Annotated in this window: 28 protein-coding genes; 16 read left to right on the top strand and 12 right to left on the bottom strand. The window is 72.1% G+C overall.

Going from position 1 to position 24,220, the window contains the following annotated elements; all coding sequences use genetic code 11:
- Complete coding sequence (locus IO24_RS0118550; protein WP_031137084.1) at positions 1-456, bottom strand: RpiB/LacA/LacB family sugar-phosphate isomerase; 456 nt, start codon at positions 454-456, stop codon at positions 1-3.
- Between the two features lie 353 nt (positions 457-809).
- Between IO24_RS0118550 and IO24_RS0118545 the strand changes: the two genes are divergently transcribed.
- Positions 810-1,526 carry a lysophospholipid acyltransferase family protein gene (locus tag IO24_RS0118545; protein WP_031137082.1) on the top strand — a complete coding sequence of 239 codons (717 nt, stop codon included), beginning with the start codon at positions 810-812 and terminating at the stop codon, positions 1,524-1,526.
- Positions 1,527-1,584: 58 nt separating this feature from the next.
- A complete protein-coding gene (locus tag IO24_RS0118540) occupies positions 1,585-2,616 on the top strand; it encodes an NAD-dependent epimerase/dehydratase family protein (RefSeq protein WP_199808854.1) in 1,032 nt (343 codons plus the stop codon).
- 56 nt (positions 2,617-2,672) lie between these two features.
- Here IO24_RS0118540 and IO24_RS0118535 read toward each other — a convergent pair whose 3' ends face one another.
- From IO24_RS0118535 to IO24_RS0118500, 8 genes are all read right to left on the bottom strand, one after another.
- On the bottom strand, positions 2,673-4,274 hold the full coding sequence (locus tag IO24_RS0118535) for an alpha/beta hydrolase (protein ID WP_031137079.1): 1,602 nt from the start codon (positions 4,272-4,274) through the stop codon (positions 2,673-2,675).
- 130 nt (positions 4,275-4,404) lie between these two features.
- The gene (locus IO24_RS0118530; protein ID WP_031137078.1) at positions 4,405-5,193 is read right to left on the bottom strand and encodes an urease accessory protein UreD; all 789 of its coding nucleotides are present in this window, start codon (positions 5,191-5,193) and stop codon (positions 4,405-4,407) included.
- Positions 5,181-5,858 carry an urease accessory protein UreG gene (gene ureG / locus IO24_RS0118525; protein WP_031137076.1) on the bottom strand — a complete coding sequence of 226 codons (678 nt, stop codon included), beginning with the start codon at positions 5,856-5,858 and terminating at the stop codon, positions 5,181-5,183. The genes IO24_RS0118530 and ureG overlap by 13 nt, the downstream gene beginning before the upstream one ends.
- Before the next feature lie 145 nt (positions 5,859-6,003).
- On the bottom strand, positions 6,004-6,678 hold the full coding sequence (locus tag IO24_RS0118520) for an urease accessory protein UreF (RefSeq protein WP_031137074.1): 675 nt from the start codon (positions 6,676-6,678) through the stop codon (positions 6,004-6,006).
- Between the two features lie 10 nt (positions 6,679-6,688).
- Positions 6,689-8,410, bottom strand: coding sequence for an urease subunit alpha (locus tag IO24_RS0118515; protein WP_031137073.1), 1,722 nt, complete (start codon positions 8,408-8,410; stop codon positions 6,689-6,691).
- Entirely contained in the window at positions 8,403-8,714 is a 312-nt protein-coding gene (locus tag IO24_RS0118510) for an urease subunit beta (protein WP_031137071.1), read from the bottom strand. Before IO24_RS0118510 ends, IO24_RS0118515 begins: the two co-directional genes overlap by 8 nt.
- 13 nt (positions 8,715-8,727) lie before the next feature.
- Positions 8,728-9,030 (bottom strand): urease subunit gamma, encoded by a 303-nt coding sequence (locus IO24_RS0118505; protein WP_031137069.1) that lies wholly within the window; start codon positions 9,028-9,030, stop codon positions 8,728-8,730.
- 113 nt (positions 9,031-9,143) lie between these two features.
- Entirely contained in the window at positions 9,144-9,785 is a 642-nt protein-coding gene (locus IO24_RS0118500; RefSeq protein WP_031137067.1) for a TetR/AcrR family transcriptional regulator, read from the bottom strand.
- Positions 9,786-9,908: 123 nt separating this feature from the next.
- Between IO24_RS0118500 and IO24_RS0118495 the strand changes: the two genes are divergently transcribed.
- Positions 9,909-10,901, top strand: coding sequence for an ABC transporter permease (locus IO24_RS0118495; protein WP_031137066.1), 993 nt, complete (start codon positions 9,909-9,911; stop codon positions 10,899-10,901).
- 80 nt (positions 10,902-10,981) lie between these two features.
- On the opposite strand, the gene IO24_RS0118490 is transcribed toward IO24_RS0118495, so the two are convergent.
- Positions 10,982-11,266 carry a type II toxin-antitoxin system Phd/YefM family antitoxin gene (locus tag IO24_RS0118490; RefSeq protein ID WP_031137064.1) on the bottom strand — a complete coding sequence of 95 codons (285 nt, stop codon included), beginning with the start codon at positions 11,264-11,266 and terminating at the stop codon, positions 10,982-10,984.
- 89 nt (positions 11,267-11,355) lie between these two features.
- Here IO24_RS0118490 and IO24_RS0118485 point away from each other — a divergent pair, with 89 nt between their 5' ends.
- The 4 genes from IO24_RS0118485 to IO24_RS0118470 all read left to right on the top strand — a co-directional run bounded on the left by IO24_RS0118485 (position 11,356) and on the right by IO24_RS0118470 (position 14,044).
- Entirely contained in the window at positions 11,356-11,991 is a 636-nt protein-coding gene (locus tag IO24_RS0118485) for an ATP-dependent Clp protease proteolytic subunit (RefSeq protein ID WP_031137061.1), read from the top strand.
- Between the two features lie 7 nt (positions 11,992-11,998).
- Positions 11,999-12,307 carry a hypothetical protein gene (locus tag IO24_RS0118480; RefSeq protein ID WP_031137060.1) on the top strand — a complete coding sequence of 103 codons (309 nt, stop codon included), beginning with the start codon at positions 11,999-12,001 and terminating at the stop codon, positions 12,305-12,307.
- A gap of 551 nt (positions 12,308-12,858) precedes the next feature.
- Positions 12,859-13,332, top strand: coding sequence for a C40 family peptidase (locus IO24_RS0118475; protein ID WP_031137058.1), 474 nt, complete (start codon positions 12,859-12,861; stop codon positions 13,330-13,332).
- A gap of 82 nt (positions 13,333-13,414) precedes the next feature.
- On the top strand, positions 13,415-14,044 hold the full coding sequence (locus IO24_RS0118470; protein WP_031137056.1) for a DUF6328 family protein: 630 nt from the start codon (positions 13,415-13,417) through the stop codon (positions 14,042-14,044).
- Between the two features lie 134 nt (positions 14,045-14,178).
- On the opposite strand, the gene IO24_RS0118465 is transcribed toward IO24_RS0118470, so the two are convergent.
- Positions 14,179-14,637: an ATP-binding protein gene (locus IO24_RS0118465; RefSeq protein WP_031137054.1), complete on the bottom strand. Its 459-nt coding sequence runs from the start codon at positions 14,635-14,637 to the stop codon at positions 14,179-14,181.
- Between the two features lie 214 nt (positions 14,638-14,851).
- Between IO24_RS0118465 and IO24_RS0118460 the strand changes: the two genes are divergently transcribed.
- Positions 14,852-15,712, top strand: a complete 861-nt coding sequence (locus IO24_RS0118460; protein WP_031137053.1) for a helix-turn-helix domain-containing protein — start codon at positions 14,852-14,854, stop codon at positions 15,710-15,712.
- A gap of 9 nt (positions 15,713-15,721) precedes the next feature.
- A complete protein-coding gene (locus IO24_RS0118455) occupies positions 15,722-15,952 on the top strand; it encodes a DUF397 domain-containing protein (protein ID WP_031137051.1) in 231 nt (76 codons plus the stop codon).
- 51 nt (positions 15,953-16,003) lie between these two features.
- On the opposite strand, the gene IO24_RS0118450 is transcribed toward IO24_RS0118455, so the two are convergent.
- Positions 16,004-17,131 (bottom strand): 8-amino-7-oxononanoate synthase, encoded by a 1,128-nt coding sequence (locus tag IO24_RS0118450; RefSeq protein ID WP_031137049.1) that lies wholly within the window; start codon positions 17,129-17,131, stop codon positions 16,004-16,006.
- 150 nt (positions 17,132-17,281) lie between these two features.
- On the opposite strand from IO24_RS0118450, the gene bioB reads away from it, so the two are divergent.
- From bioB to IO24_RS0118415, 7 genes are all read left to right on the top strand, one after another.
- Positions 17,282-18,448, top strand: coding sequence for a biotin synthase BioB (bioB, locus tag IO24_RS0118445; RefSeq protein WP_031137047.1), 1,167 nt, complete (start codon positions 17,282-17,284; stop codon positions 18,446-18,448).
- Positions 18,441-19,721 carry an adenosylmethionine--8-amino-7-oxononanoate transaminase gene (locus IO24_RS0118440; protein ID WP_031137045.1) on the top strand — a complete coding sequence of 427 codons (1,281 nt, stop codon included), beginning with the start codon at positions 18,441-18,443 and terminating at the stop codon, positions 19,719-19,721. Before bioB ends, IO24_RS0118440 begins: the two co-directional genes overlap by 8 nt.
- A 1-nt stretch (position 19,722) precedes the next feature.
- Entirely contained in the window at positions 19,723-20,448 is a 726-nt protein-coding gene (gene bioD, locus IO24_RS0118435; protein ID WP_031137044.1) for a dethiobiotin synthase, read from the top strand.
- A 57-nt stretch (positions 20,449-20,505) separates the two neighbouring features.
- Positions 20,506-21,429, top strand: coding sequence for a class A beta-lactamase (gene bla, locus IO24_RS0118430; protein ID WP_031137043.1), 924 nt, complete (start codon positions 20,506-20,508; stop codon positions 21,427-21,429).
- Position 21,430: 1 nt separating this feature from the next.
- Positions 21,431-22,366 carry an endonuclease/exonuclease/phosphatase family protein gene (locus IO24_RS0118425; protein ID WP_031137041.1) on the top strand — a complete coding sequence of 312 codons (936 nt, stop codon included), beginning with the start codon at positions 21,431-21,433 and terminating at the stop codon, positions 22,364-22,366.
- 69 nt (positions 22,367-22,435) lie between these two features.
- Positions 22,436-23,110, top strand: coding sequence for a class I SAM-dependent methyltransferase (locus IO24_RS0118420; RefSeq protein ID WP_031137039.1), 675 nt, complete (start codon positions 22,436-22,438; stop codon positions 23,108-23,110).
- Between the two features lie 286 nt (positions 23,111-23,396).
- The gene (locus IO24_RS0118415) at positions 23,397-24,218 is read left to right on the top strand and encodes an ABC transporter ATP-binding protein (RefSeq protein WP_031137038.1); all 822 of its coding nucleotides are present in this window, start codon (positions 23,397-23,399) and stop codon (positions 24,216-24,218) included.
- Positions 24,219-24,220 lie beyond the last annotated feature (2 nt).

Here is a 24,220-nt window from a genome sequence, read left to right as displayed (position 1 = left end):
CTACATACGGGTCTTGCCGTGGTCGAGCAGCCGGATGCGGTCGACGTTCTGCCGGTCCTCGGTGTCTCCGCTGGGCTCACCGGCGAACCACGCGTCGAGGATCTCCGCCAGCAGCGGCTCCGAGGTCAGCCGCAGGCTGAGCGCGAGCACGTTGGCGTCGTTCCAGCGGCGGGCCCCGTCGGCCGTGTAGGCGTCCGCGCACAGGGCGGCCCGTACGCCGGGCACCTTGTTCGCGGCGATCGAGGCGCCCGTGCCGGTCCAGCAGCACACCACGGCCTGGTCGGCCGTGCCGTCGGCGACCTCGCGGGCGGCGGCCTCGGAGCACACCGCCCACTGCGGGTCGTCACCCGGGTGCAGCGCGCCGTGCGGCCGCACCTCGTGCCCCCGCTCGCGCAGGGCGGCCACGAGGGAGCGGGCGACGGGTTCGTCCATGTCCGAGGAAACAGAGATCCGCATGCCTGGCAGGTTACTCGGCCGAGCGGTGCGGGCCACCGGCCCACAGCAGCCGTTCGCCCGCAAGAGCCGGCGGCCCGCCACCCACCCCCGCCATCGCGCCAGGCCACCCGTTCGGCTTGCCCGCCACCCGGGCCGCGCAGCACGCTGGTCGCGCGGTACTCCCCAGCCGCATGGGCACCACCGGATGCACCCGCCTGACTGACCGTCAGTCAATTGGCGAAGGATCTGTGCGGTCCGCCCGCACGAGGTGCCCGGCGGTCGCGCCTGCACCTACACTGGCACCCCACGACATGCCGGTTGACCTGCTGGAACGCGGCGGCTGAGTCCACCGCGAGAGTCGAGGAGCGCCCGCTTTGTTCTACTACCTGCTGAAATACGTGCTGCTGGGCCCGCTGCTGAGACTGGTTTTCCGGCCTCGGATAGAAGGCCTGGAGCACGTTCCCGCGGAGGGCGCCGCCATCATCGCCGGCAACCACCTGTCGTTCTCGGACCACTTCCTGATGCCCGCGATCCTCAAGCGGCGCATCACCTTCCTCGCGAAGGCCGAGTACTTCACGGGCCCCGGCGTCAAGGGCCGCCTGACGGCCTTCTTCTTCCGCAGCGCGGGGCAGATCCCCGTCGACCGCTCCGGAAAGGACGCGGGCCAGGCCGCGATCCGCGAGGGCCTGGGCGTGCTGAGCAAGGACGAGCTGCTCGGCATCTACCCCGAGGGCACCCGCTCGCACGACGGCCGGCTCTACAAGGGCAAGGTCGGAGTGGCGGTGATGGCACTCAAGGCCGGTGTCCCGGTGATCCCCTGCGCGATGATCGGCACCTTCGAGGCGCAGCCGCCCGGCAAGGTCATCCCCAACCTCCACCCCGTCGTGATCCGCTTCGGCGAGCCCCTCGACTTCTCCCGCTACGAGGGCATGGAGAACGAGAAGGCCATCCTGCGCGCCATCACCGACGAGATCATGTACGCGATCCTCTCCCTGTCCGAGCAGGAGTACGTCGACCGTTACGCGGCCGTGGTGAAGGCCGAGGAGACCGCCACGAAGGAGCGGAAGTTCCGGCGCATGCCCCTCCGTTGAGCTCTGCTGTCGGCAGAAGCCGGTTACCCGCCGGCCTGCGGCGATCTACGGTCGTGGCATGAGACGTGCTGTGGTGATCGGGGCGGGCGGGCAGATCGGGAGGCCGGCGGTGGAGGCGCTGGCGCGGGACGGCTGGCAGGTGACGGCCGCGTCGCGCGGCGGCGGCCGGGACGGGAACTGGCCCGGCGAGGTGCGGACGCGGCGGCTGGACCGCGAGGACGACGCGGCGCTCGGCGCCCTGATCGGAGACGGATGCGACCTCGTGGTCGACATGGTCGCCTACGGTGCGCGGCACGCACGGCAGTTGACGGGCCTGGCCGACCGGATCGGCGCGGCCGTGGTGGTGTCGACCGTGTCGGTGTACGAGGACGGCAAGGGCCGTGGCTTCGACACCATGGGCGAGCCGGGCGGGCTCCCGCGGTACCCCGTGCCGATCGCGGAGGACCAGGTGACGGTCCCGCCGGGGGACGCCACGTACAGCACCGGCAAGGTGGCCCTGGAGCGTGAACTCCTCTCGGCGGCGGACCGGTTGCCCACGACCGTGCTGCGCCCGGGCGCGATCCACGGGCCGTACAGCCCGCTCCCCCGCGAGCTGTACTTCGTCAAACGCAACCTCGACGGCCGGCGCAGGCGGGTGCTCGCCTTCCGGGGCGAGAGCCTCTTCCACACGTCGGCGGCACGCAACATCGCCGAACTGATCCGGCTGGCTGCGGCCCGGCCGGGCTCCCGGGTGCTCAACGCCTGCGATCCGCTGCCACCGGCCGTGTCGGAGATCGGGGCCGCCGTGGACGCGGTCATGGGGGTGAAGACGCAGACCGTTCTGCTCGACGGGCCGGCGCAGGGGTCCGTGGGCGGTTCCCCCTGGTCGGTGGAGCTGCCGGTGGTGTGCGACATGTCCGCCGCACAACGGGAGCTGGGCTACCGGCCGGTCGTGTCCTACCCGGAGAGCCTGCCGGAGACGGTCGAGTGGCTCGTCCACCGGCTGTCCGGCCAGGACTGGCGGGAGGCGTTCCCCACCCTCGCCCGCGCCTACCCGGACCTCTTCGACTACGCGGCGGAGGACGCCTGGTTCGCGGCCCGGCCGGCTTGAGGAAGGGGCGGCCGGTGTCCCGGCCGCCCCTCACCACCGAACGGAGTCGCTTACGACTACGGCTTCGGCGTGGCGTGCGGCGCGCAGGTCACGTCGGCGCCGTCCAGCTTGCCGGTGAGCAGATAGGCGTCCACGCGGGGGTTGATGCACGGGTTGACCAGGCTGGTGACGCCGTGGGAGCCCGCGTCCTTCTCCGTGATCAGGCGGGAACCCTTGAACCGCTTGTGCAGCTCCACGGCGCCCTCGTACGGGGTGGCCGCGTCCCGCTCGGACTGGACGATGAGCACGCCGGGCAGGCCCTTGCCGGTCTTGACGTTGACCGGCGTCTGCTGCTTGGCCGGCCAGGTGGCGCACGGCAGGTTCATCCAGGCGTTGGCCCAGGTCATGAAGGGGTGGTCCCGGTGCAACCGGGTGTTGTCCCGGTCCCACTTGCGCCAGCTGGTGGGCCACTTGGCGTCGGCGCACTCGACGGCGGTGTAAACGGCGTTGCCGTTCTCCGAGGACGCGTTGCCCGCCGTGTCGGACAGGTCGGGGGCCGCGGCGTCGACGAGCGCCTGGGTGTCGCCGGCGACGTACTTGCTGAAGACCGAGGCGGTCGGCGCCCAGGCGGAGTCGTAGTACGGGGCGCTCTGGAAGAAGGAGATGAGCTCGGCCGGGCCGACGACCCCGCCGATGGGGTTCTTCTTCGCGGTGGCGCGCAGCTGAAGCCACTTCGCCTGGACGGCGGCGCGGGTGGTGCCGAGGTGGTAGGTCGCGTCGTTCTTCGCGACCCAGTCCTGCCAGTCCTTCCAGCGGCCCTCGAACGCGACGTCCTGGTCCAGGTTGGCCTGGTACCAGATCTTGTCGCGGGAGGGGTTGACGACGCTGTCGACGACCATGCGGCGCACGTGGCCCGGGAAGAGGGTGCCGTAGACGGCGCCCAGGTAGGTGCCGTAGGAGACGCCGAGGAAGTTGAGCTTCTTCTCGCCGAGGGCGGCGCGGATGACGTCGAGGTCGCGCGCGGTGTTCGGCGTGGTCATGTGCGGCAGCATCGCGCCGCTGCGCTCCTGGCAGCCCTCGGCGTACTCGCGGGCCAGCTTGCGCTGGGCGAGCTTGTCGGCCTCGGAGTCGGGCACCGGGTCGGCCTTGGGCGCCTTGACGAACTCCTGCGGGTCGACGCAGGAGATGGGCGCGGACTTGCCGACGCCGCGCGGGTCGAAGCCCACGAAGTCGTAGGCCTTGGCCGCGTTGGCCCAGACGGCGTTCTTGCTGGTGACCCGGGCCGGGAAGCGCAGTCCGGAGCCACCGGGGCCGCCGGGGTTGTAGATGAGCGCGCCCTGCCGCTCGGCCTTGGTGCCCGTGTTGCCGATGCGGTCGACGGCGAGCTTGATCTGCTTGCCGTGGGGCTTGGCGTAGTCGAGCGGCACGGTGACGTACCCGCACTGGATCGGCTTGGCCAGATTCCAGTCGGCCGGGCAGTCCTGCCAGTCGATGCCGGCCTTCGCGGCCCGGGCGGCGGCGATCGCGGCGCCCCGGGCCTCCCGGTCCTGGCCGTGGCCACGGCCCGCGTCGGCGTTCGCCGTGGGCGCCGCGACGGCGCCGGCTATCAGTGTGGCCGTGACGAGCGCGCCGGCCGAACCGAGCGCCGCCACCCGCCTCTTCGGTCTCGAACCCCTCAAGGGGGACCTCCCCGTACCTTGTTGCGATCAGTACGGGAGATCCTCCCGGTTGTGAGGTCCCTGACAACAGGGCCGGACGCCCTTCTTTGCCAATCCGATAAACGGAGAACACGTGCTGCTCTGCGGACGCCTACGTCTGCTGGAGCGACGCGAGGGCCTCGTCGAGCAGCCGCCGCAGCAGCAGGGCGTCCGGCGCCACCGCCGTCACCAGCGCGGCGGGCCCCGCGAGCGGCACGACCGAGGCTCCCTCCCCCAGCACCCTGGCCGTCACCGGCTCGGCGCCGAACTCCGGCCGCACCACGACCAGTTGACCGACGGCCTGGTACCCCGCCAGCACGGCGGGCCCGTCCCAGCCGCCCGGCGCGCCGGGCCCGCAGGCCAGCTCCTGGTCGAGTACGGCCTGCCCGGCGACCCGCACGGTCAGACGGCTGGTGAGCCGCCCCGCTTCCTCACCGACGCGTCCGAGCACCTGCTCCTCGCGCAGCACGAGCCGGGCCGTGGCGGCGAGCTCGACGCGGGTGGCGACATGGAGGTCACTGCCCCGGGCGGAGATCAACTGCTCGGGCAGCCAGTGCAGTTCACCGTGGTCGGCGACGTCGAGCCGGACGTCGTAGCGGGCGTCGCCCTTCGCCTGCCCGGGCAGCGCGATGGTCGCGGCGGCCGACCCGACGGACAGCCGCGCTCCCTCCTCCACCCGGCCCTCCACGGTGAAGTGGTCACCGCCGAGCGGCCCGCTCATCGCACCGACCAGCATGACCCGCGCCTCGGGGCCGGTGGACCGGGTGCGCCGCAGTGCCAGGGGCCCGTCGCTCTCCAGCACGGGCAGCGAGGTCCCGCCCCGCCCGTCGTCACGGGCGACGATCCGCGCGACGGACCGCACCCCGGCACCGGCGCCGGCACGCACGGTCAGGCCGTCCACGCGGCGAGCTGCGCACGCACCCACGCGGCGACGTCCGCCACCCCGGTCTCGCTGCGCAACGACTGAAAGGCGACGGGCAGTTCGGCACGCTGGGCCTTGGCGTCGGCGGCCATCCGGGCGAGGTCGGAGCCGACGTACGGGGCGAGGTCGGTCTTGTTGACGACGAGCAGGTCGGCGGTGGTCACGCCCGGCCCGCCCTTGCGCGGGATGTCGTCGCCCCCGGCCACGTCGATGACGAAGATCTGCGCGTCGACGAGCCCCCGGGAGAAGGTCGCGGTGAGGTTGTCCCCGCCGGACTCCACGAGCACCAGATCCAGCGGCCCGACCGCGTCCTCCAGGTCCTCCACCGCTTCCAGGTTCGCGGAGATGTCGTCCCGGATGGCGGTGTGCGGGCAGGCCCCGGTCTCCACGGCGGTGATCCGCTCGGGCGGCAGCACCGCCTCACGGAGCAGGAACTCGGCGTCCTCCCTCGTGTAGATGTCGTTGGTGACGACGGCGAGCGACAGCTCGTCCCGCAACGCCCGGCAGAGCGCGGCGACCGTGGCGGTCTTCCCGGACCCCACCGGGCCGCCGAGCCCGATGCGGAGCGCTCTGCGGGTGCCGTCGGGGCGGTGGGCGTCCGCACTGAGGGCGGTGGGGGCGTTGTGGTGGTGGTCGAGGTGCATGTGAGGCTCCTGGTGGGGCGGGCCCGGGTTTGCGGGCGATGCGGGATGGCGGGCGCCGGCGTCGGGGTGCGGGTGCGTGGGGGCTGGTCGCGCAGTTCCCCGCGCCCCTGGGCGGGGTTGGTCTTCGCGGCGTTTCTCAGGGCAGCTACGAGGCGAACAGCCGTACCGGCCACCCCGCATGCGCCTCCGCGCCGATCTCCAGCAGAGGCGCCGACCCGGCCGGCAACGCGTCGACGCCCTCGTCGACCACCTTCCGGGCCGCCTCCACCGCCCGGTCCACGACGCGGTCCACCTCAGGCGCGAGCCGGGCCAGCACCCTCGTCGCGTCGAACGGATCCAGACTGAGCAGCCGCACCGTCGCCGACGCGGGCCCGCTCACGTTCTCGTACGCCGCGCAGTACGCCGCGTCCACCGGCCCCAGCCCCGCCGCCCGGGCCGCCAGCCCCAGCACCACCGGCTGATGGGCCCCCTTGGGGAACTCCCTGCCGAGCGCGTCCAGCTCGGCGGACGGCCAGGTCGCGCGCGCCGCACGCAGCAACTGCCGCCCCAGCTTCCGCGCGGCGACCCGCAGCGCGGGGGACGGCGTACGCGCGTCCGCGGCACGGTCGAGCGCGACGGGATCGATCCCGAGCGCCGCGGCCGCGGACAGCCCCGCCGCCACCAGCCCCGCCGTGTGCAACCGCCCCCGGCAGAACTCCCCCAGGCTCGCCGCCCCACTGATCCGCCCGGCCTTGACCGCCGCCTCGGCACCGCCGGAGTGCGCATGCCCCCCGGCGGGAAACCGCCCGTCGGCCAGGACGAGAAGCGCTGCACGCGACATCAGACCACCCTCAGAACAGGAAGTACCGCTGGGCCATGGGCAGTTCGGCCGCCGGCGCCGCCTCGACCAGCTCTCCGTCGATGTGTACGGCGAAGCTGTCGGGGTCGACCCGCACCTCGGGGCGCGCGTCGTTCTCGCGCATGTCGGCCTTGGTCACCCCGCGCGTCGACTCGATCGGCACGAACCGCTTCCCGAGCCCCAGCCGCTCCGGCAGCCCGGCCTCGACGGCCAGGGGCGCGACGAAGTTGACGGAGTTGGAGGCCGGTGCCCGGCCGATCGCCCCGTACATCGGCCGCGGCAGGATCGGCTGCGGCGTCGGGATCGAGGCGTTCGCGTCGCCCATCTGCGCGTAGGCGATCTGCCCGCCCTTGATGACGAGGTGCGGCTTCACACCGAAGAACGCCGGTTCCCAGAGCACCAGGTCGGCCAGCTTGCCGCTCTCCACCGACCCGACCTCCCGGGCCAGCCCCTGGGCGAGCGCCGGATTGATCGTGTACTTGGCGACATAGCGGCGTACCCGGCGGTTGTCGGCCCGCCCGTCCCCGGGCAGGGCTCCCCGCCGGCGCTTCATCACGTGCGCGGTCTGCCAGGTCCGCATGACGACTTCGCCGACGCGGCCCATGGCCTGGGAGTCGGAGGAGATGATCGAGATCGCGCCCAGGTCGTGCAGCACGTCCTCCGCCCCGATCGTGGACGGCCGGATCCGGGACTCGGCGAAGGCCAGGTCCTCCGGCACCGCCGGGTTGAGGTGGTGGCACACCATCAGCATGTCGAGATGTTCCTCGGCGGTGTTGACGGTGAACGGCCGGGTCGGGTTCGTGGAGCTGGGCAGCACGTGCGGCTCGGAGACCACGGTCATGATGTCCGGCGCGTGCCCGCCGCCCGCGCCCTCGGTGTGGTACGCGTGGATGCCCCGCCCGGCGATCGCGGCGAGGGTGTCGCCGACGAACCCGGCCTCGTTGAGCGTGTCCGTGTGGATCGCGACCTGGATGCCCGTCCGCTCGGCGACGGTCAGCGAGGCGTCGATGACGGCCGGGGTGGAGCCCCAGTCCTCGTGCAGCTTCAGGCCGAGCGCGCCGCCGCGGATCTGCGACAGCATCGCCTCGTGGGAGACGGTGTTGCCCTTGCCGAGCAGTCCGATGTTGAGCGGATGGGCCTCCATGGCCTCCAGCATCCGCGCGAGGTGCCAGGGGCCGGGCGTCACGGTGGTCGCCTTGGAGCCCTCGGCCGGCCCCGTACCGCCGCCGACGAGGGTCGTGATGCCGGAGGACAGCGCCTCGTCGGCGATCTGCGGGCAGATGAAGTGGACGTGCGCGTCGATCGCGCCCGCCGTGAGGATCCGCCCGTTGCCGGCGATGATCTCGGTCTCCGGGCCGATGACCAGGTCCGGGTGGACGCCGTCCATGGTGTCGGGGTTGCCGGCCTTGCCGATGCCGGTGATGCGGCCGTCGCGGATGCCGACGTCGGCCTTGACGATGCCCCAGTGGTCGATGATCACCGCGCCGGTGATGACGGTGTCGGGGGTTCCTTCCGCCCGCGTGGCACGCGCCTGGCCCATGGACTCGCGGATGACCTTGCCACCGCCGAACACGGCCTCGTCACCGGCCAGCCCGGGGCCGCCGGAACGATCCTCCTCGATCTCGACCAGCAGGTCGGTGTCGGCGAGCCGGATCCGGTCGCCGGTCGTCGGGCCGAACAGGTCGGCGTACGCGGCACGCGAGATCTCAGGCATCGAGGGCACCTCCGGTCTCCCCGCGCAGGCCGGGCACCACTCGGGCGCCGGCCAGCGGAACGAGTTCGACGTCGACGGGGATCCCGGGCTCGAAGCGCACGGCGGTGCCGGCGGCGACGTTCAGCCGCTTGCCGCGCGCGGCGGCGCGGTCGAATTCCAGACCGGGGTTGGCCTCGGCGAAGTGGTAGTGGGAGCCGACCTGCACGGGCCGGTCGGCGGCGTTGAGGACGGTGAGCCGGGTGACCTCCCGGCCCTCGTTGAAGGCGATCGGCCGGTCGGCGAACAGGAACTCTCCGGGAATCACGGTGGCCTCCCCGTCAGACGATCGGCTCATGGACGGTGACGAGCTTGGTGCCGTCCGGGAAGGTGGCCTCGACCTGGACGTCGTGGATCATCTCCGGGATGCCCTCCATGACGTCGCCCCTGGTCAGGAGCTTGCGTCCGGAGGACATGAGTTCGGCGACGGTACGGCCGTCCCGCGCACCTTCGAGGATGTGCGAGGTGATGAGCGCGACCGCCTCGGGGTGGTTGAGCTTCAGTCCACGGGCCCGGCGCTTCTCGGCCACGTCGGCCGCCACGTGGATCAGCAGTCGTTCTTGCTCGTGCGGGGTCAGTTGCACGTCCCACCTCACAGTCCTCGCTCCGGGCCGTGCGGGGCCCGGCTGCCGCTGCCACGGGGCAAAGTGCCAGGTGGCGTGGACCGGCAGGCTAATTGGACCGCGTTTCGGGCACGTTAACCGAGCTGTGATCCGCCGGTGCCCTCGCCGCGCATGCCCGTCAGGGCCCGCAGACCGTCCCGGAGGACCTCGACCGGGGCGGGTCCGAAGAGGGACTGCTGCGCGATGAACCCGAGCACGGAGGCGATCATCGTGCGGGCCACATGGTCCGGCGCCACGTCCGACCGCATCATGCCGGCCTCCTGATAGCCCTCGACGATCCTCCCCCAGGCCGCGCGGACCGAGCCGTAGCCCTCCCGCAAGAGGACCGCCAGTTCCTCGTTGCGCAGTGTCTCCGTCCACACCTGGATGACGAGCCGCGGAAAAGCGGGCCGGCCGTCCACGACCAGGGACTCACGGGCGGCGAGCGTCCTGCCGAGGACCGAGGCGACGAGTTCGTCCGGCGGCGGTGGCGGACTCTGGCGTGCCGCCTCCTCGAAGGCCTCGCGGACGGAGTCGAGCGTCTCGGCGACGATCGCGCCGATCAGCTCCTCCTTGCCGCTGAAGTAGCGGTACACCGCACCTGCCGAGAGGTCGACCTCCTTCAGCACGTCCTGCATGGACGTGGCGTGGAAGCCGTTGCGGGCGAAGCAGAGCGCGGCGCCGTCGAGGATCTGGCGTCGGCGGGCGTCGAGATGTTCCTGGGACACGCGGGCCATGTCCACAACCTAAAACGAATATTCATTCTTGACAAGGCGCCGCGAGCGGAGCACGGTGAGAGCACAGCAAAACGAATGATCCTTCTTTTTAGTGCTCCGGTCGGCTCACCCCAGGAGACCCTCATGCCTTCCCGCAACCGCCATGTGATCGCGGTCGTCGTCCTCGTACCCGTCCTGGCCGCCCTCGCACTGTGGGCCTTCGCCTGGCCGGCCTCCCGTATCGCGCCCCGCGACCTGCCGCTGGGCGTGGCCGGACCACCCGCCGCCGCGGCCCAGGTCGAGCGGCGACTGGAGCGGCACGAGGGCGCCTTCGAGATCCACCGCTACGCCGACGAGGCCGCCGCCCGGGACGCCATCGAGGACCGGAACGTGTATGGCGCGGTCGTGGCCACGCCACAGGGGCCCGAACTGCTCACCGCGTCCGCGGCCGGACCGGTCGTCGCACAGTTCCTCCAGGAGGCCGTGGCGCAACAGGCCGCCGCCGGTGGCACACAGGTCGAGACGGTCGATGTCGTACCCACCCCGGCCGGTGATCCGCGCGGCGCGGTGCTGAACGCCGCCGCATTGCCGCTCGCCCTGGCCGGCATCGCGGCGGGCGCGCTGGTCACCCTCCTGGGACTGCGCGGCTTCCGGGCCGTGACCGCGCTGCTCGGCGCATCCGCCCTGGTGGGCGTGATCGCGGCCGGGATCGCGCACAGCTGGCTCGGGGCGCTCGGCGGTGACTGGTGGACGGAGGCGTCGGTGCTCGGCCTGTCCACGCTGGCCGTCGGCGGTGCCGTCGCCGGGCTCGCCGCCCTTCTCGGCACCGCCGGCATCGGTATCGGCGCCGCCATGGTGATGCTGCTGGGCAACCCCTTCTCCGGCGCCACGTCGGCCCCGCAGATGCTGCCGGAGCCGGCCGGCGCGATCGGCCAGTGGCTGCCGCCCGGCGCGGGCACGACGCTGCTGCGCTCGGTGTCCTTCTTCGACGGCGCGGCGGCGACCGGACCCGCCCTGACTCTGACCTGGTGGGCGGTGCTGGGCCTGGGCGCCGTACTACTCGGCGGCTCGCTCAGGGCACGGAAGGCGGGCGCCGAGCCCGGGGCCGACCGGCGGGAGCTCTCGACCGTCGGCTGACCGGCACCCCCACGAAGCGACTGTGCGTCCCCGCTGTAGCGGACGGGGACGCACGGTCTTTCGTCTGTCCGGGCTTCTCTTTAGTGGCCGCCCCGCCGGTGTTCCGCCGCGATCCCGAACCGCTGCGGTTCGCCAGGAGAGGACGCGGCCTCGCGGACCGTGGAGACGGCGGTGATCACCTGCTCCTCCGCGGTCTCCGTGAACTCCTGGATCTCTTCGAGTCGCCGCAGGTCATCGGCCGAGACGAGGGCGACGAGGGGCTTGCCGTGCCGGGTGACGACGACGCGTTCACCGGCGTACACCACGCGGTTGATCAGGTCGGCGAGTTCAGCCCTGGCTTGCGTCACCGGAATCTCGTAGGCCATGCCCCCATCATAACGTGACGTACGTCCTGTACATTTTTTACAGAGACAGCTGTCGCCGGAGACAGCTGCGCCGCGAGGAGGGGTTCACCATGAGCCGACCGTCCGCCCGCTACGTGCTGCCCGAGTTCACCGAACGCACAGGGTCCGGGCAACGGACGATGGATCCGTACTCGAAGCTTCTGGAGGAGCGGATCGTTTTCCTCGGGGCGCCGGTGGACGAGACCTCGGCGAACGACGTGATGGCCCAGTTCATGCATTTGGAGCACCAGGCTCCGGATCGCGACATCTCGCTGTACATCAACTCCCCCGGCGGCACCTTCCACGCGATGACGGCGATCTACGACACGATGCAGTACGTCTCCTGCGACGTGGAGACGATCTGCCTGGGCCAGGCCGGTGCCGCCTCCTCGGTACTGCTGGCGGCGGGCACGCCCGGCAAGCGATTCGCGCTGCCCGACGCCCGCCTGGTGATCCATCAGCCCGCGCTGCCCGAGCCGGTCCGGGGGCAGGCGAGCGATCTGGCCCTCCAGGCCGACGAGTTGACGCGCATCCGCAACCGGATGGAGGAGATGCTCGCACTGCACACCGGCCGCACCCGGGAGCAGGTGAGCACGGACATCGAGCGGGACAAGATCCTCACCGCCCGGGAGGCGGTGGAGTACGGCCTGGTGGACGGCGTCATCCCGAGCCGCAAGGCCACCCAGGCCCCGCCGGCCGGACGGTGAGGCCCTGGTGCTCCCGCCCGAACTGCCGCCGCTGCCCGCCCTGACGCGAGCCGAGGCGGAACTGATCGACCGATACCTCGAGGTCGTCGACCTGCTCGGCCGCATCAACCCGGCCCGGGACGGCGACACCTACCGCGGACTTCGCGCCGCCCAGGCCCTGGTCGGCAAGGCGACCGCGCTGCGCGACGCGCTGACCCTGATGCATCAGCGGGGCGAGACGGAACTGCACGCCGGCACTCTGGCCCGGGCGCTGCGGGTGCTGGACGGCGAGCGGCGCACGGCCCGGCTCACCCTGCCCCCGGATTCCGTCAGTTGAGGCGATCCCTCGGTCCGGATGCCCCTCCTGTCGGCGGAGCGTCCGGACCTGAGTCGAAACGGACCAAAAGACGTACCCCTGTTCGGAGTAGGCGGGAGACCTATTTTGGGACCCTCCCGGTTGCGCAACACGCGTGGCCCTCGGACGGAATGGGGCATTCCGTCGCTGGTCCGGCGCTCCGCGAACCCGTGGACAGGGGCACGAACGCACACGTGTCCACCCGAACGGGTGAGTGGTGAGTAACAACACAAACCCCCGGTTCCGTTGGGAAATCGGGACAGCCATGCGCCAAGATCCCTGTCTGACGACAAGCCCCCGCCGCTGTGGCGGGGCGATCCGGGCGGACGCCGAGTCCTGCCGCCACCCGGATGACCGGTCGACAGGAGTGGATCGGCAGGAGTGGAGGACCCAAGCACGACGGGTCGCCGGGACGGTCACGCCATGACCTGGCCCGAGCAGCCCTTGGGGTGAAGCCGCGTCAGCGGCCGGGCAACTTCGCCAGCCCGAATCCGACAGGTCATCCTTCACAGGCGGCTGACGAAGGGTTGCGCATGACTGCGCTCAATCGTGTCCCGTCGCTCATGGTCCGGGCCGGCACGGCCTCGGCGCTCACCATCGCCGCCGTGAGCGGCTCGATCGTGGCGCCCGGCTTCACCTCCGAGGCCGCGGCAGCCACGCCGGCGACCAAGGCACTCCAGATAGCGGCCTCCAAGAAGGGCTCACCGTACAAGTACGGGGCCACCGGTCCGCACCGGTTCGACTGCTCCGGGCTCACGCTCTACTCGTTCAAGAAGGCCGGCAAGAAGCTCCCCCGCACGGCTGCCCAGCAGTACAACAAAACGCGCCACATCTCCGCCAAGAACCGCAAGGCGGGAGACCTGGTGTTCTTCCACTCGGGCAGCAACGTGTACCACGTCGGTATCTACGCGGGTAAGAACAAGCTCTGGCACTCCCCGAAAAGCGGGGACGTGGTGCGGCTCCAGAAGATCTGGACCAAGAGCGTCTGGTACGGGCGCGTGAAGTGATCCGCCCGGCGTGCGGCGGCGTCCTTGACGCGCCGCCGCACGCCGGAGCGTGACACGGGCTTGAATGGATACCCGTCACTCCATGGCCGAGCACCGTCCCTGCACCGCGCACAACGAGACTCCGCTGCAACGCGCCGACCGCAACTTCGTCGAGCTGCTCCAGGAACTCCGCGTCACCCAGACGGGTGTGCAGATCCTCTTCGCCTTCCTGCTGTCGCTCGCTTTCACATCGCGCTTCGAGGACCTCGACACGGTCCAGCGCGTCACCTACGTCATCACGCTGCTGCTGGCGGTCCTGGCCGCCGCGCTCTTCACCGCGCCGGCCGCGCTGCACCGCTCCCTCTTCCAGCAGGGCGCCAAGCCCCGCATCGTGCAGGTCTCCTCGCGCCTGGCCACCGCCGGCCTGTGCGTGCTGGTGTTCGCGTTCAGCGGTTCCGTGCTGCTGGTGGTCGATGTGACCACGGGCCGGGCCGGTGGTATCGCCGCGGGCGCCGCGACCTTCCTGGTCTGCGTCGGTCTGTGGGGGCTGCTCCCGCGGCTGGTGCGGCGGGCGGGGCCGCGTGCGGAGACGGACGGCACCGGGGAGACCACCGAGGAGGAACCGGCACGGGGCGGCGTCAGGATCCCCGCACCGCTGCGGCACACCGTCGGACAGCCCTCAGGGCTTCGCGGGGCGCCAGCGCACCGGGAGGAGCCGGCACGGCACCGGTGACGGCCGCGGGCTCCGGCGGGTCATGAGGCTCGACGCGGGCACCGCAGCCGAGAGGACGGCCGGGAGGCGGGGGCGCGAGCCGGGGGCGCGTACGGCACCCGCCGGGGAGGACTTCCCTGTCCTGCTGCGCGTGACTACGGCTCCTGCCGGAGCGCTGTCGTCACCGGCTGGACCGGGAGGACCCACGGGAGCTCGATCGAGATGGTCTTGCCGCCCTCCCGGGTGGGGCGGATGCGGAGTCGGCCGCCGCACTCCGCGGTCAGCCAGCGGATGATGACCAGGCCGCGGCCGTTGTCCTGCTGGACGGCGGCGGGCAGGCGTCTGGGGAAACGCGGGTGGCTGTCCGTGACACCGATGCGCAGGTGCTCGTCGCGGTCGAGCTCGACGTCCACGGTGAACGTGGGCGACTGACCGAAGGTGTGCTGGACGGCGTTGGTGGCGAGTTCGGAGATGATGAGCCGGACGGTGTCGGACACTTCCGTGTCCGCCGGCAGGCCCCACTCCGCCAGCGTGCCCACCACGTAGGCACGCGCTGCGGAGACCGAGGCGGGATCGCTCGGCAGAGTGACGGATGCTTCCAGATGGTCTGCCATGGCGACGTCGTCCCTTTCCCACGGGACCCGCAGCCCGACACGGAGCAGATGGTTCGAGTACGGTCCCGGACTGGTGCTTCGTCGCCAGACTGCCACCAGAACACCCACGAAGGGCGGCGATCCACCAGGATATGCATATATCTGTCGCTCAAAGCGGTGAACTCTGCGACGCGAGACCGTATTTGGGTGGCTCGGAAGGAGTAAGGAGGAGCCCATGCAGCACGGTCCCGCGGTGCGCCGCCGGAAACTGGGCGCCGAACTGCGTGCGCTGCGCACCTCGGCGGGGCTCACGAGCGGTGAGGCGGCCCGCCTGGTGGGCTGGCACCAGTCCAAGGTCAGCCGGATCGAGACGGGCACGAGCGGGGTGAAACCGGCCGATGTCCGGTTACTTCTCGACGCCTACGGTGTGGCTGACTCCCAACTTCGCGGACTGCTCATGGCGTTGGCGGGATCCGACGACAGCGACGGACGGCACCACTGGTGGCACGCCTACCGCGGGGTGCTGCCGCCGACCTACCGGGACTTCATCAGCCTGGAGTCCCAGGCCGGCGCGATGCGCACGCTGGAGACCACCGTCGTCCCGGGCCTGCTCCAGACGCCCGAGTACGCGCGTGCGGTGACAGGGGCCGCGGTGGAGGGGCTCCCGGAGGACAGGCTCGACACGCTGGTCGAGGTGCGGCTGGCCCGGCAGGACGTGCTGCGCGCGGATCCCCCGCTGAGACTCAGTGCCGTCCTGGACGAGGCGGTGCTGCGGCGGGAGGTCGGCGGACCCGGGGTCATGGCACGCCAGCTGGAACGGCTGATCGAGGCGGCCCGGCTGCCCCAAGTGCGGCTTCAGGTACTGCCGTTCGCCGCCGGAGCGCACATCGGCGTCACCGGCCCTTTCGTTATCTTCTCATTTTCGAGCACTTCTGATCTGGATGTGGTTGTTCTCGACCACTTGACGAGTAGCCTCTACCTCGAACGGAAAGAAGACCTCCAGGCCTACACGGAGGCCTTCAACGCCCTTCAGATCCACGCCCTTTCGCCCGAGGACTCGTTGGATTTCATCGCCGGGACAGCCGCCGGCGCGTAAGGAGGCACCATGCGTGCACTGCCTCGTCACGTCCCCTCAAGCATCGAACTGCACGGTGTGCGGTGGTTGCGCAGCAGCTACAGCACCGGCGCGAACAACTGCGTCGAGACCGGGTGTCCGGATGCCCCGCCCTGGGCCGGACTGCTCGCCGTGCGCGACTCCAAGGACCCGGCCGGACCCGCGCTGCTCTTCACTCCGGGGAGCTGGGCGACGTTCGCGGCCGGGGTGGACCGCATGTGACCGCGTGCGGTCACACCGTCATCGTGCGACGCACGGCCGTGTCACGCCGACTCATGGCCGCGTCTCGCCGATCAGCCGTACAGCACGTTCGATCTGCTGACCGGTCAGGTCCGCGCGGGCGGTCAGTCTGAGCCGTGAGATGCCGTCCGGCACGGAAGGCGGCCGGAAGCAGCCCACGGCCAGGCCCGCCGCGCGGACCTGTGCCGCCCAGCGCACGGCGTCCTCGGCAGAGGGCGCCCGCACCGAGACCACCGCGGCGTCCGGACGTACCGCTTCCAGGCCCGCGGCGGTCAGGCGTGCGTGCAGTTCGCCCGCCACCTCGCGGGCCCGCGCCGCCCGTTCCGGCTCGCGGCGCAGCAGCCGCAGGGCCGACAGGGCCGCTCCCGCCGCCGCGGGGGCGAGTCCCGTGTCGAAGATGAACGTCCGGGCCGCGTTGACCAGGTGGTCGACTACCCGGGCGGGGCCGAGGACGGCTCCGCCCTGGCTGCCGAGCGACTTGGACAGGGTGACCGTGGCGACGACGTCGCCGGCGCCCGCGAGGCCCGCCGCGTACGGGGCGCCGCGGCCGCCGTCGCCCAGGACGCCCAGACCGTGGGCGTCGTCGACGACCAGCCCCGCACCGTGCTCCCGGCAGGCCTCCGCCAGCGCGCCGAGCGGAGCCGCGTCGCCGTCGACCGAGAAGACCGTGTCGGACACGGTGATCGCCGTGCCCTCGTGGGTGGCCAGCGCCTTGCGCACGGCGTCCGGCTCGGCGTGCGCCACGACCTGGGTGCTGCCGCGGGCCAGCCGGCAGCCGTCGATGAGCGAGGCGTGGTTCCCCGCGTCGGAGACGATCAGCGAGCCGTGCGGGGCCAGCGCGGTGACCGCGGCGAGATTGGCCGCGTAGCCGGAGGAGAAGACGAGGGCCGCCTCGAAACCGCAGAAATCGGCCAGTTCCCGTTCCAGTTCGGCGTGCAGTTCGGTGGTGCCGGTGACGAGCCGGGAGCCCGTCGAGCCGCCGCCCCAGGTCCGCGCGGCCCGGGCGGCGCCCTCGGTGATCTCGGGGTGGCGGGCCAGCCCGAGGTAGTCGTTGCTCGCCAGGTCGAGGAGCGGCGAATCGGCCGGACGGGGGCGCAGAGTCCGTACGAGTCCGGCGCGGGCGCGCAGCTCCGCCTGCTCGTCGATCCAGCCGAACGCCATGGGTGGTCCTCCGGGGAATTTGTAGGCAGTGCACAGACACTAGCGGGGCGACCAGCAGGTCAGTGTGTGGCAATACCCACACCTCGAAGCGACTCTGTTGTGCGAACTCTCCTTGGCCCCGGCCGCCTCCTTAGGACAGGATCGGCTTTCATGGACCTGCTGAACACGCTGGTGGACAAGGGGCTTCGGCGCGAGCTGCCGACCCGCGACGAGGCACTGGCCGTCCTCGCGACGTCCGACGACGACCTGCTCGATGTGGTGACCGCGGCCGGAAAGGTGCGGCGGCACTGGTTCGGCCGGCGGGTGAAACTGAACTATCTCGTCAATCTCAAGTCCGGCCTGTGCCCCGAGGACTGCTCGTACTGTTCGCAGCGGCTCGGCTCGACGGCCGGGATCCTGAAGTACACCTGGCTGAAGCCCGGCCAGGCGTCCGACGCGGCGGCGGCGGGTGTGGCCGGAGGGGCCAAGCGGGTGTGCCTGGTGGCCAGCGGGCGCGGCCCGACCGACCGGGACGTGGACCGGGTCTCCGAGACCATCAGGACGATCAAGGACAACAACGAGGGCGTCGAGGTGTGCGCCTGCCTCGGTCTGCTCTCCGACGGACAGGCGGAGCGGCTGCGCGAGGCCGGCGCCGACGCCTACAACCACAACCTCAACACGTCCGAGGCGACGTACGGGGAGATCACCACCACGCACACGTACGAGGACCGCGTCGACACCGTGCAGAAGGCGCACGCGGCCGGTCTGTCCGCCTGTTCCGGGCTGATCGCCGGCATGGGCGAGACGGACGAGGACCTGGTGGACGTCGTCTTCTCGCTCCGTGAGCTGGACCCGGACTCGGTGCCGGTCAACTTCCTGATCCCGTTCGAGGGCACCCCGCTCGGCAAGGAGTGGAACCTGACCCCGCAGCGGTGCCTCAGGATCCTGGCGATGACGCGGTTCGTCTGCCCCGACGTCGAGGTGCGGATCGCCGGCGGGCGCGAGGTCCATCTGCGCACGATGCAGCCGCTCGCCCTGCACCTGGCCAACTCGATCTTCCTCGGCGACTACCTCACCAGCGAGGGCCAGGCCGGCAAGGCCGACCTGGAGATGATCGCGGACGCCGGGTTCGAGGTGGAGGGCACCGACCAGGTGACGCTGCCGGAGCACCGGGCGTCCGGGGGTTGCGGCGAGGGTGGCGGGTGCGGCTCGCAGGAGAGCGGCGGGGCCTGCGGTTCCGCCGGGACGGCAGCGCCTTCCCGGACCGACGAACCCCGGACCGACCTGGTCGCCGTGCGCCGCCGGGGCGCCGGGACGGACCTCGCGCCCAATGCCTGAGCCGACCGTCGCCGAGCTGCTGGAGCTCGACCGGCGGCACGTGTGGCACCCGTACGGCCCCATGCCCGGGCGGCAGGAACCGCTCGTCGTGGAGTCGGCGAGCGGGGTGCGGCTGCGGCTCGCCGACGGCTCGGGAGAGCTGGTCGACGGGATGTCGTCCTGGTGGTCGGCGATCCACGGCTACAACCACCCGGTGCTCAACGAGGCCGCGCGCGAGCAGTTGGGGCGGATGAGCCATGTGATGTTCGGGGGCCTCACGCATGAGCCCGCCGTACGGCTGGCGAAGCTCCTTGTCGACATGTCGCCCGAGGGGCTGGAGCATGTCTTCCTCGCCGACTCGGGGTCGGTGTCGGTCGAGGTCGCGGTCAAGATGTGCCTGCAGTACTGGCGTTCCCTGGGCCGCCCCGGCAAGCAGCGGCTGCTGACCTGGCGCGGCGGCTACCACGGCGACACCTGGCAGCCGATGTCGGTGTGCGATCCCGAGGGCGGGATGCACGAGTTGTGGACCGGGGTGCTCCAGCGTCAGGTGTTCGCCGGCCCGCCCCCCGCGGAGTACGAGGAGGCGTACGCCGAGCAACTGCGGTCGCTGATCGAGCGGCACGCCGACGAGCTGGCGGCGGTGATCGTCGAGCCGGTGGTGCAGGGCGCGGGCGGGATGCGGTTCCACTCCCCCGCGTATCTGCGGGTGCTGCGCGAGGCGTGCGACGCACACGACGTGCTGCTGGTGTTCGACGAGATCGCCACCGGATTCGGCCGTACGGGCGCGATGTTCGCGGCGGGGCACGCGGCCGTGACGCCGGACGTGATGTGCGTGGGCAAGGCACTGACCGGCGGCTACATGACGATGGCGGCGACGTTGTGCACCGCGCGGGTGGCCGACGGCATCTCGCGGGGCGAGGTGCCGGTGCTCGCGCACGGCCCGACGTTCATGGGCAATCCGCTGGCGGCGGCGGTGGCCTGCGCCTCGGTCGAGCTGCTGCTCGGGCAGGACTGGCTCGCGGAGGTCAAGCGGATCGAGGCGGGGCTGCGGGACGGGCTCTCGGCCGCCTCCGGCCTGCCGGGCGTGAGGGACGTGCGGGTGCTGGGCGCCATCGGCGTCGTGCAGCTGGATCACGCCGTGGACATGAAGGCGGCGACGGAGGCGGCCGTGCGCGAGGGCGTGTGGCTGCGGCCGTTCCACGATCTGATCTACACCATGCCGCCGTACGTCACGGGCGACGCGGACCTGACGCGGATCGCCCGGGCCGTGTGCGCGGCGGCGCGGGAGGGATGACATGCCGGTACTGGTGATCACGGGCACGGGCACGGAGGTCGGCAAGACGGTCGTGACCGCCGCCGTCGCCGCGACGGCACTGGCCGCCGGCCGTTCGGTGGCCGTGCTGAAGGCCGCGCAGACGGGCGTACGTCCGGACGAGCCCGGGGACGCCGCCGAGGTGGCGCGCCTCGCGGGCCCGTTGACAACAGCCGAACCGGCCCGCTATCCGGAGCCGTTGGCCCCGGCCACGGCCGCCCGCCGGGCCGGTCTCGCCCCGGTCCATCCGCACGAGGTCGCGGAGGCCGCCGCCAAGCTGGCCACCGAGCACGACCTGGTGCTGGTGGAGGGAGCGGGCGGACTGCTCGTCCGGTTCGACGCCGTCGGCGGCACCCTGGCGGACGCGGCCGGGTTGCTGTCGGCGCCGGTGCTGGTCGTGGCGCCGGCGGGGCTCGGCACCCTGAACTCGACGGAGCTGACGGCGCGTGAACTGCGGTCGCGGGGGCTGGACCTGGCCGGGGTCGTGATCGGGAGCTGGCCCGCCGCACCGGATCTCGCCGCGCGCTGCAATCTCGCGGACCTGCCGGAGGTGGCCGCGGCACCGCTGCTGGGGGCGGTTCCCGCCGGGTCGGGGGCCCTCTCCCCCGCCGCGTTCCGGTCGTCGGCTCCGCACTGGCTGGCTCCGCCCCTGGACGGCACGTGGGACGCGGAGGCGTTCCGGGTGCGGGAGGCGCCCCCGGCGACCTGAGTTCCCGGGGCGCGCTGTGAAACCAGCGCGCAAGTGATCGCGTGTTGACCTACGTACGTGATCACTTCCGAAGGGACCACCTTGTACGCGAAGCACCTACTCCCGGCACGCCGTACGGTCCTCGCGCTGGGCGCTGCCGCCGCTCTCCCGCTGGGCGGCGGCACGGCCCACGCGTCGCCCGGCACGGGCGGCGTCACCGCGCGGCTGAGAGAGATCGAGCGGGAGCACACCGCCCGGCTCGGCGTGTACGCGCGCAACATGCGAACGGGCCGGACGGTGGCCTACCGGGCCGATGAACGCTTCCCGATGGCCTCGGTGTTCAAGACGCTCGCCGCCGCGGCCGTCCTGCGCGACCTCGACCGGGACGGCGAGTTCCTGGCCCGGCGCGTCCACTACACCCAGGAGTACGTCACGAAGTCGGGCTACTCCCCCATCACCGAGGACCATGTCGCGACCGGCATGACCGTCGGCGAACTGTGCGACGCCACCATCCGCTTCAGCGACAACACCGCGGGCAACCTGCTGCTCGAGGAGCTGGGCGGACCGACCGCGATCACGCGCTTCGCCCGTTCGGCCGGTGACCGCGTCACCCGTCTGGACCGCTGGGAGCCCGAACTCAACTCCGCGGAGCCGTGGCGCGTGACCGACACGACCTCCCCGCGTGCCATCGGCCTGACGTACGCCCGTCTCGTGCTCGGCGACGCGCTGCAGCCCCGGGACAGGGCCCGGCTCACCGACTGGCTGCTGCGCAACACCACGAGCGGGGAGAAGTTCCGCAAGGCCCTGCCGGCCGACTGGCTGATCGCCGACAAGACGGGGGGCGGGCGGTACGGCGGCAACAACGACGTGGGCGTCACCTGGCCGCCGGACGGCCCGCCGATCGTGATGTCGGTCCTGACCACCCAGCCGGAGGAGGACGCCCCGGCCGACAACCCGCTGGTGGCCCGGACGGCCGCACTGCTGGCGACGGAACTCGCCTAGCGTGGCCGGCCACGGCAGGACGTCGTGGGACGCCTGGCTCGTCGGCGGCGCGGCCGGTGTCGCCGGTCTGTCGGCGCTGCACTCCGCCGTGCCCAACGGGGTCGGGCGGCTGGGAAGCCTGCTGGAGACGTTCCTGCCGTGGCTGGGCTTGGCGGTGCCGCTCCTGGCCTGCCTCGCCGCGCTCAAACGGTCGGTGCCGGGGCTGCTCGCCTGTCCGGCACCCGCCCTCGTCTGGCTCTGGATGTTCGGCGGAATGTGGTTCTCCGCGCCCCCGGGCTCGTACGACCTGACCGTCGTCCAGCACAACGTGGCCGACGACAACGCCGACCCCGCCGGCACGGCGCGGGCACTGCTCGCCGCCCGCGCCGGCCTGATCGCCGTGGAGGAACTGACGCCCGCGGCGCGGCCCGCGTACCAGGGTGTCCTGGGCGCCTCTCATCCGCATCGGGCGGTCCACGGGACGGTCGGGCTCTGGTCGGCGTATCCGCTGTCGGACGTGCGGCCCGTGGACATCCGGCCCGAGGGCTTCCCGGAGAGCTGGCGACGCGGTCTGCGGGCGACGGTGTCCGCACCCGGCGGCAGGGTCGCGGTGTACGTGGTCCATCTGCCGTCCGTGCGCCTGGGCCCGACGGGCCTCACCTCGGCGGCCCGTGACGAGAGCGCGGCCCTGCTCGGGACCAGGATCGCCGCCGACCCGGCCGGCCGGCTCCTGGTGGTGGGCGATCTGAACGGCACGGTGCAGGACCGTGGCCTCGGCCCGCTCACCTCCCGACTGCACGCCCCGCCCAGAAGGTTCGCGTTCAGCTGGCCGGCCGGCCTGCCGGTGGCGAGGATCGACCAGGTGCTGGCCAGAGGGGCCCAGGTGACGGAGGTGACGGCCCTGGAGGCGACCAGGAGCGACCACCTTCCGGTATTGGGCCGCGTACGCCTGCGGTAGGCGGTAGGGGTGCGCGGGGCCCGTTGCGGGGAGAATCGCGGTAAGGCCAGCCTCGTCTGGGAGGTCCTCATGCCGCTTCGCCCCGGCAAGGTGCCACGGGACGCCGTGCACCATCCGCTGTTCGCCCGCTGCTACGCCCGGGCCAGTGTGGCCGCCGAGACCCGGATGGGCATGGGCCGGATACGCGAGAGGCTGCTCGGCGGGCTGTCCGGGCGGGTGATCGAGATCGGCGCGGGCAACGGGCTGAACTTCGCGCACTATCCGGGCACCGTCGCGGAGGTCGTCGCCATCGAGCCGGAGCGGCGGCTGCGGCACCTGGCCGTGGAGGCCGCGCTGCGCGCCGAGGTGCCGGTGGACGTCGTTCCGGGTGCGGCCGAGGCGCTGCCGGTCAAGAGCGAGGGCTTCGACGCGGCCGTGGTGTCACTGGTGCTGTGCAGTGTGCGGGACGTGCCCCGGGCGCTCGGGGAACTGCGGCGGGCGCTGCGCCCGGGCGGCGAGGTGCGGTTCTTCGAGCACGGCCGGGGCGGTGGGCGGGCGATGACCTTCACGCAGCAGGCGCTGGACCGGACGGTGTGGCCGCTGCTGAGCGGGGGCTGCCATGTGGCGCGGGAGCCGGTGCGGGCGCTGCGGAGCGCCGGGTTCGAGCTCGGCCCCTACCGGCAGGTGCTGATGCCGGCGGAGGGACCGAGACTGCCCGCCTCGTACTGCGTGCTCGGGACGGCGTGGCGCCCGGTCAGCGGGTGATCGCGGGCTCCACCGGCGCGGCTCCCGCCCGTTGCCCCGTACGGACGCCTCGCCGCCCCTGACCAGCCGGGCGGGATCGCGGACCCGCTCGAGGTCGTCCAACGGTTCAGTGGCGCCCTTCGCGCGTGCTCACGGTCTGCGCCGCACCCCTCGGCCGAGACGGACTCGTACTGCTTCCTGAAGCCGGCGGCGGTGTCCGACCCGCGGAGGATACCGAGTGTGGGCCGGGTCACATTACCCTCGGGCAGGGCCAGGAGGTCCAGACGTCCACCCCGAGGAGGCGGCCTTGTCCACACCTGCTGCGGAGCACACTCCCGGCCTCGCGCCGGCCGACGGGATCGCGGCCCGCGCCCGCTCTCTGACCAAGGCGTACGGCTCGGGCGAGACGGCCGTGCTCGCGCTCGACTCGGTGGACGTGGACGTCGTCCGGGGCCGGTTCACCGCCGTGATGGGCCCGTCGGGCTCCGGGAAGTCCACGCTCATGCACTGTCTGGCGGGGCTCGACACCGTCTCGGCCGGACAGGTGTGGCTCGGCGACACGGAGATCACGGGGCTGAGGGAACGCGAGCTGACGCGGCTGCGCCGGGACCGGATCGGGTTCATGTTCCAGTCGTTCAACCTCATCCCGACCCTCAACGCGCTGGAGAACATCACCCTGCCCATGGACATCGCGGGCCGGAAGCCCGACGGGACGTGGCTGGACCGGGTGATCGACACCCTGGGGCTGCGGGACCGGCTCAGTCACCGGCCGTCGCAGCTCTCCGGCGGACAGCAGCAGCGCGTGGCGTGCGCGCGGGCCCTGGCCTCCCGGCCCGAGCTGATCTTCGCGGACGAGCCGACCGGCAACCTCGACTCGCGCGCCGGCCTGGAGGTGCTCGGCTTCCTGCGCGAGGCGGTGGACCAGCTGGGGCAGACCGTCGTCATGGTCACCCACGACCCGGGCGCGGCCGCCCACTCGGACCTGGTGCTCTTCCTCGGGGACGGCCGGATCGTCGACGAGATGCGGCGCCCCACGGCGGAGGCGGTCCTGGAGCGGATGAAGAGGTTCGACGTGATCCGCACCCGCTACGAGGACGCCGGCGCCCCGGTGTCACCCGAGGAGAACTGAGC

The sequence above is a fragment of the Streptomyces flavovariabilis genome, from assembly GCF_000725785.1.
GTDB classification, from domain to species: Bacteria; Actinomycetota; Actinomycetes; order Streptomycetales; family Streptomycetaceae; genus Streptomyces; species Streptomyces hawaiiensis.
Note: the sequence above shows the minus strand (reverse complement) of the source record. Positions and strands in the feature narration are given on the sequence as shown.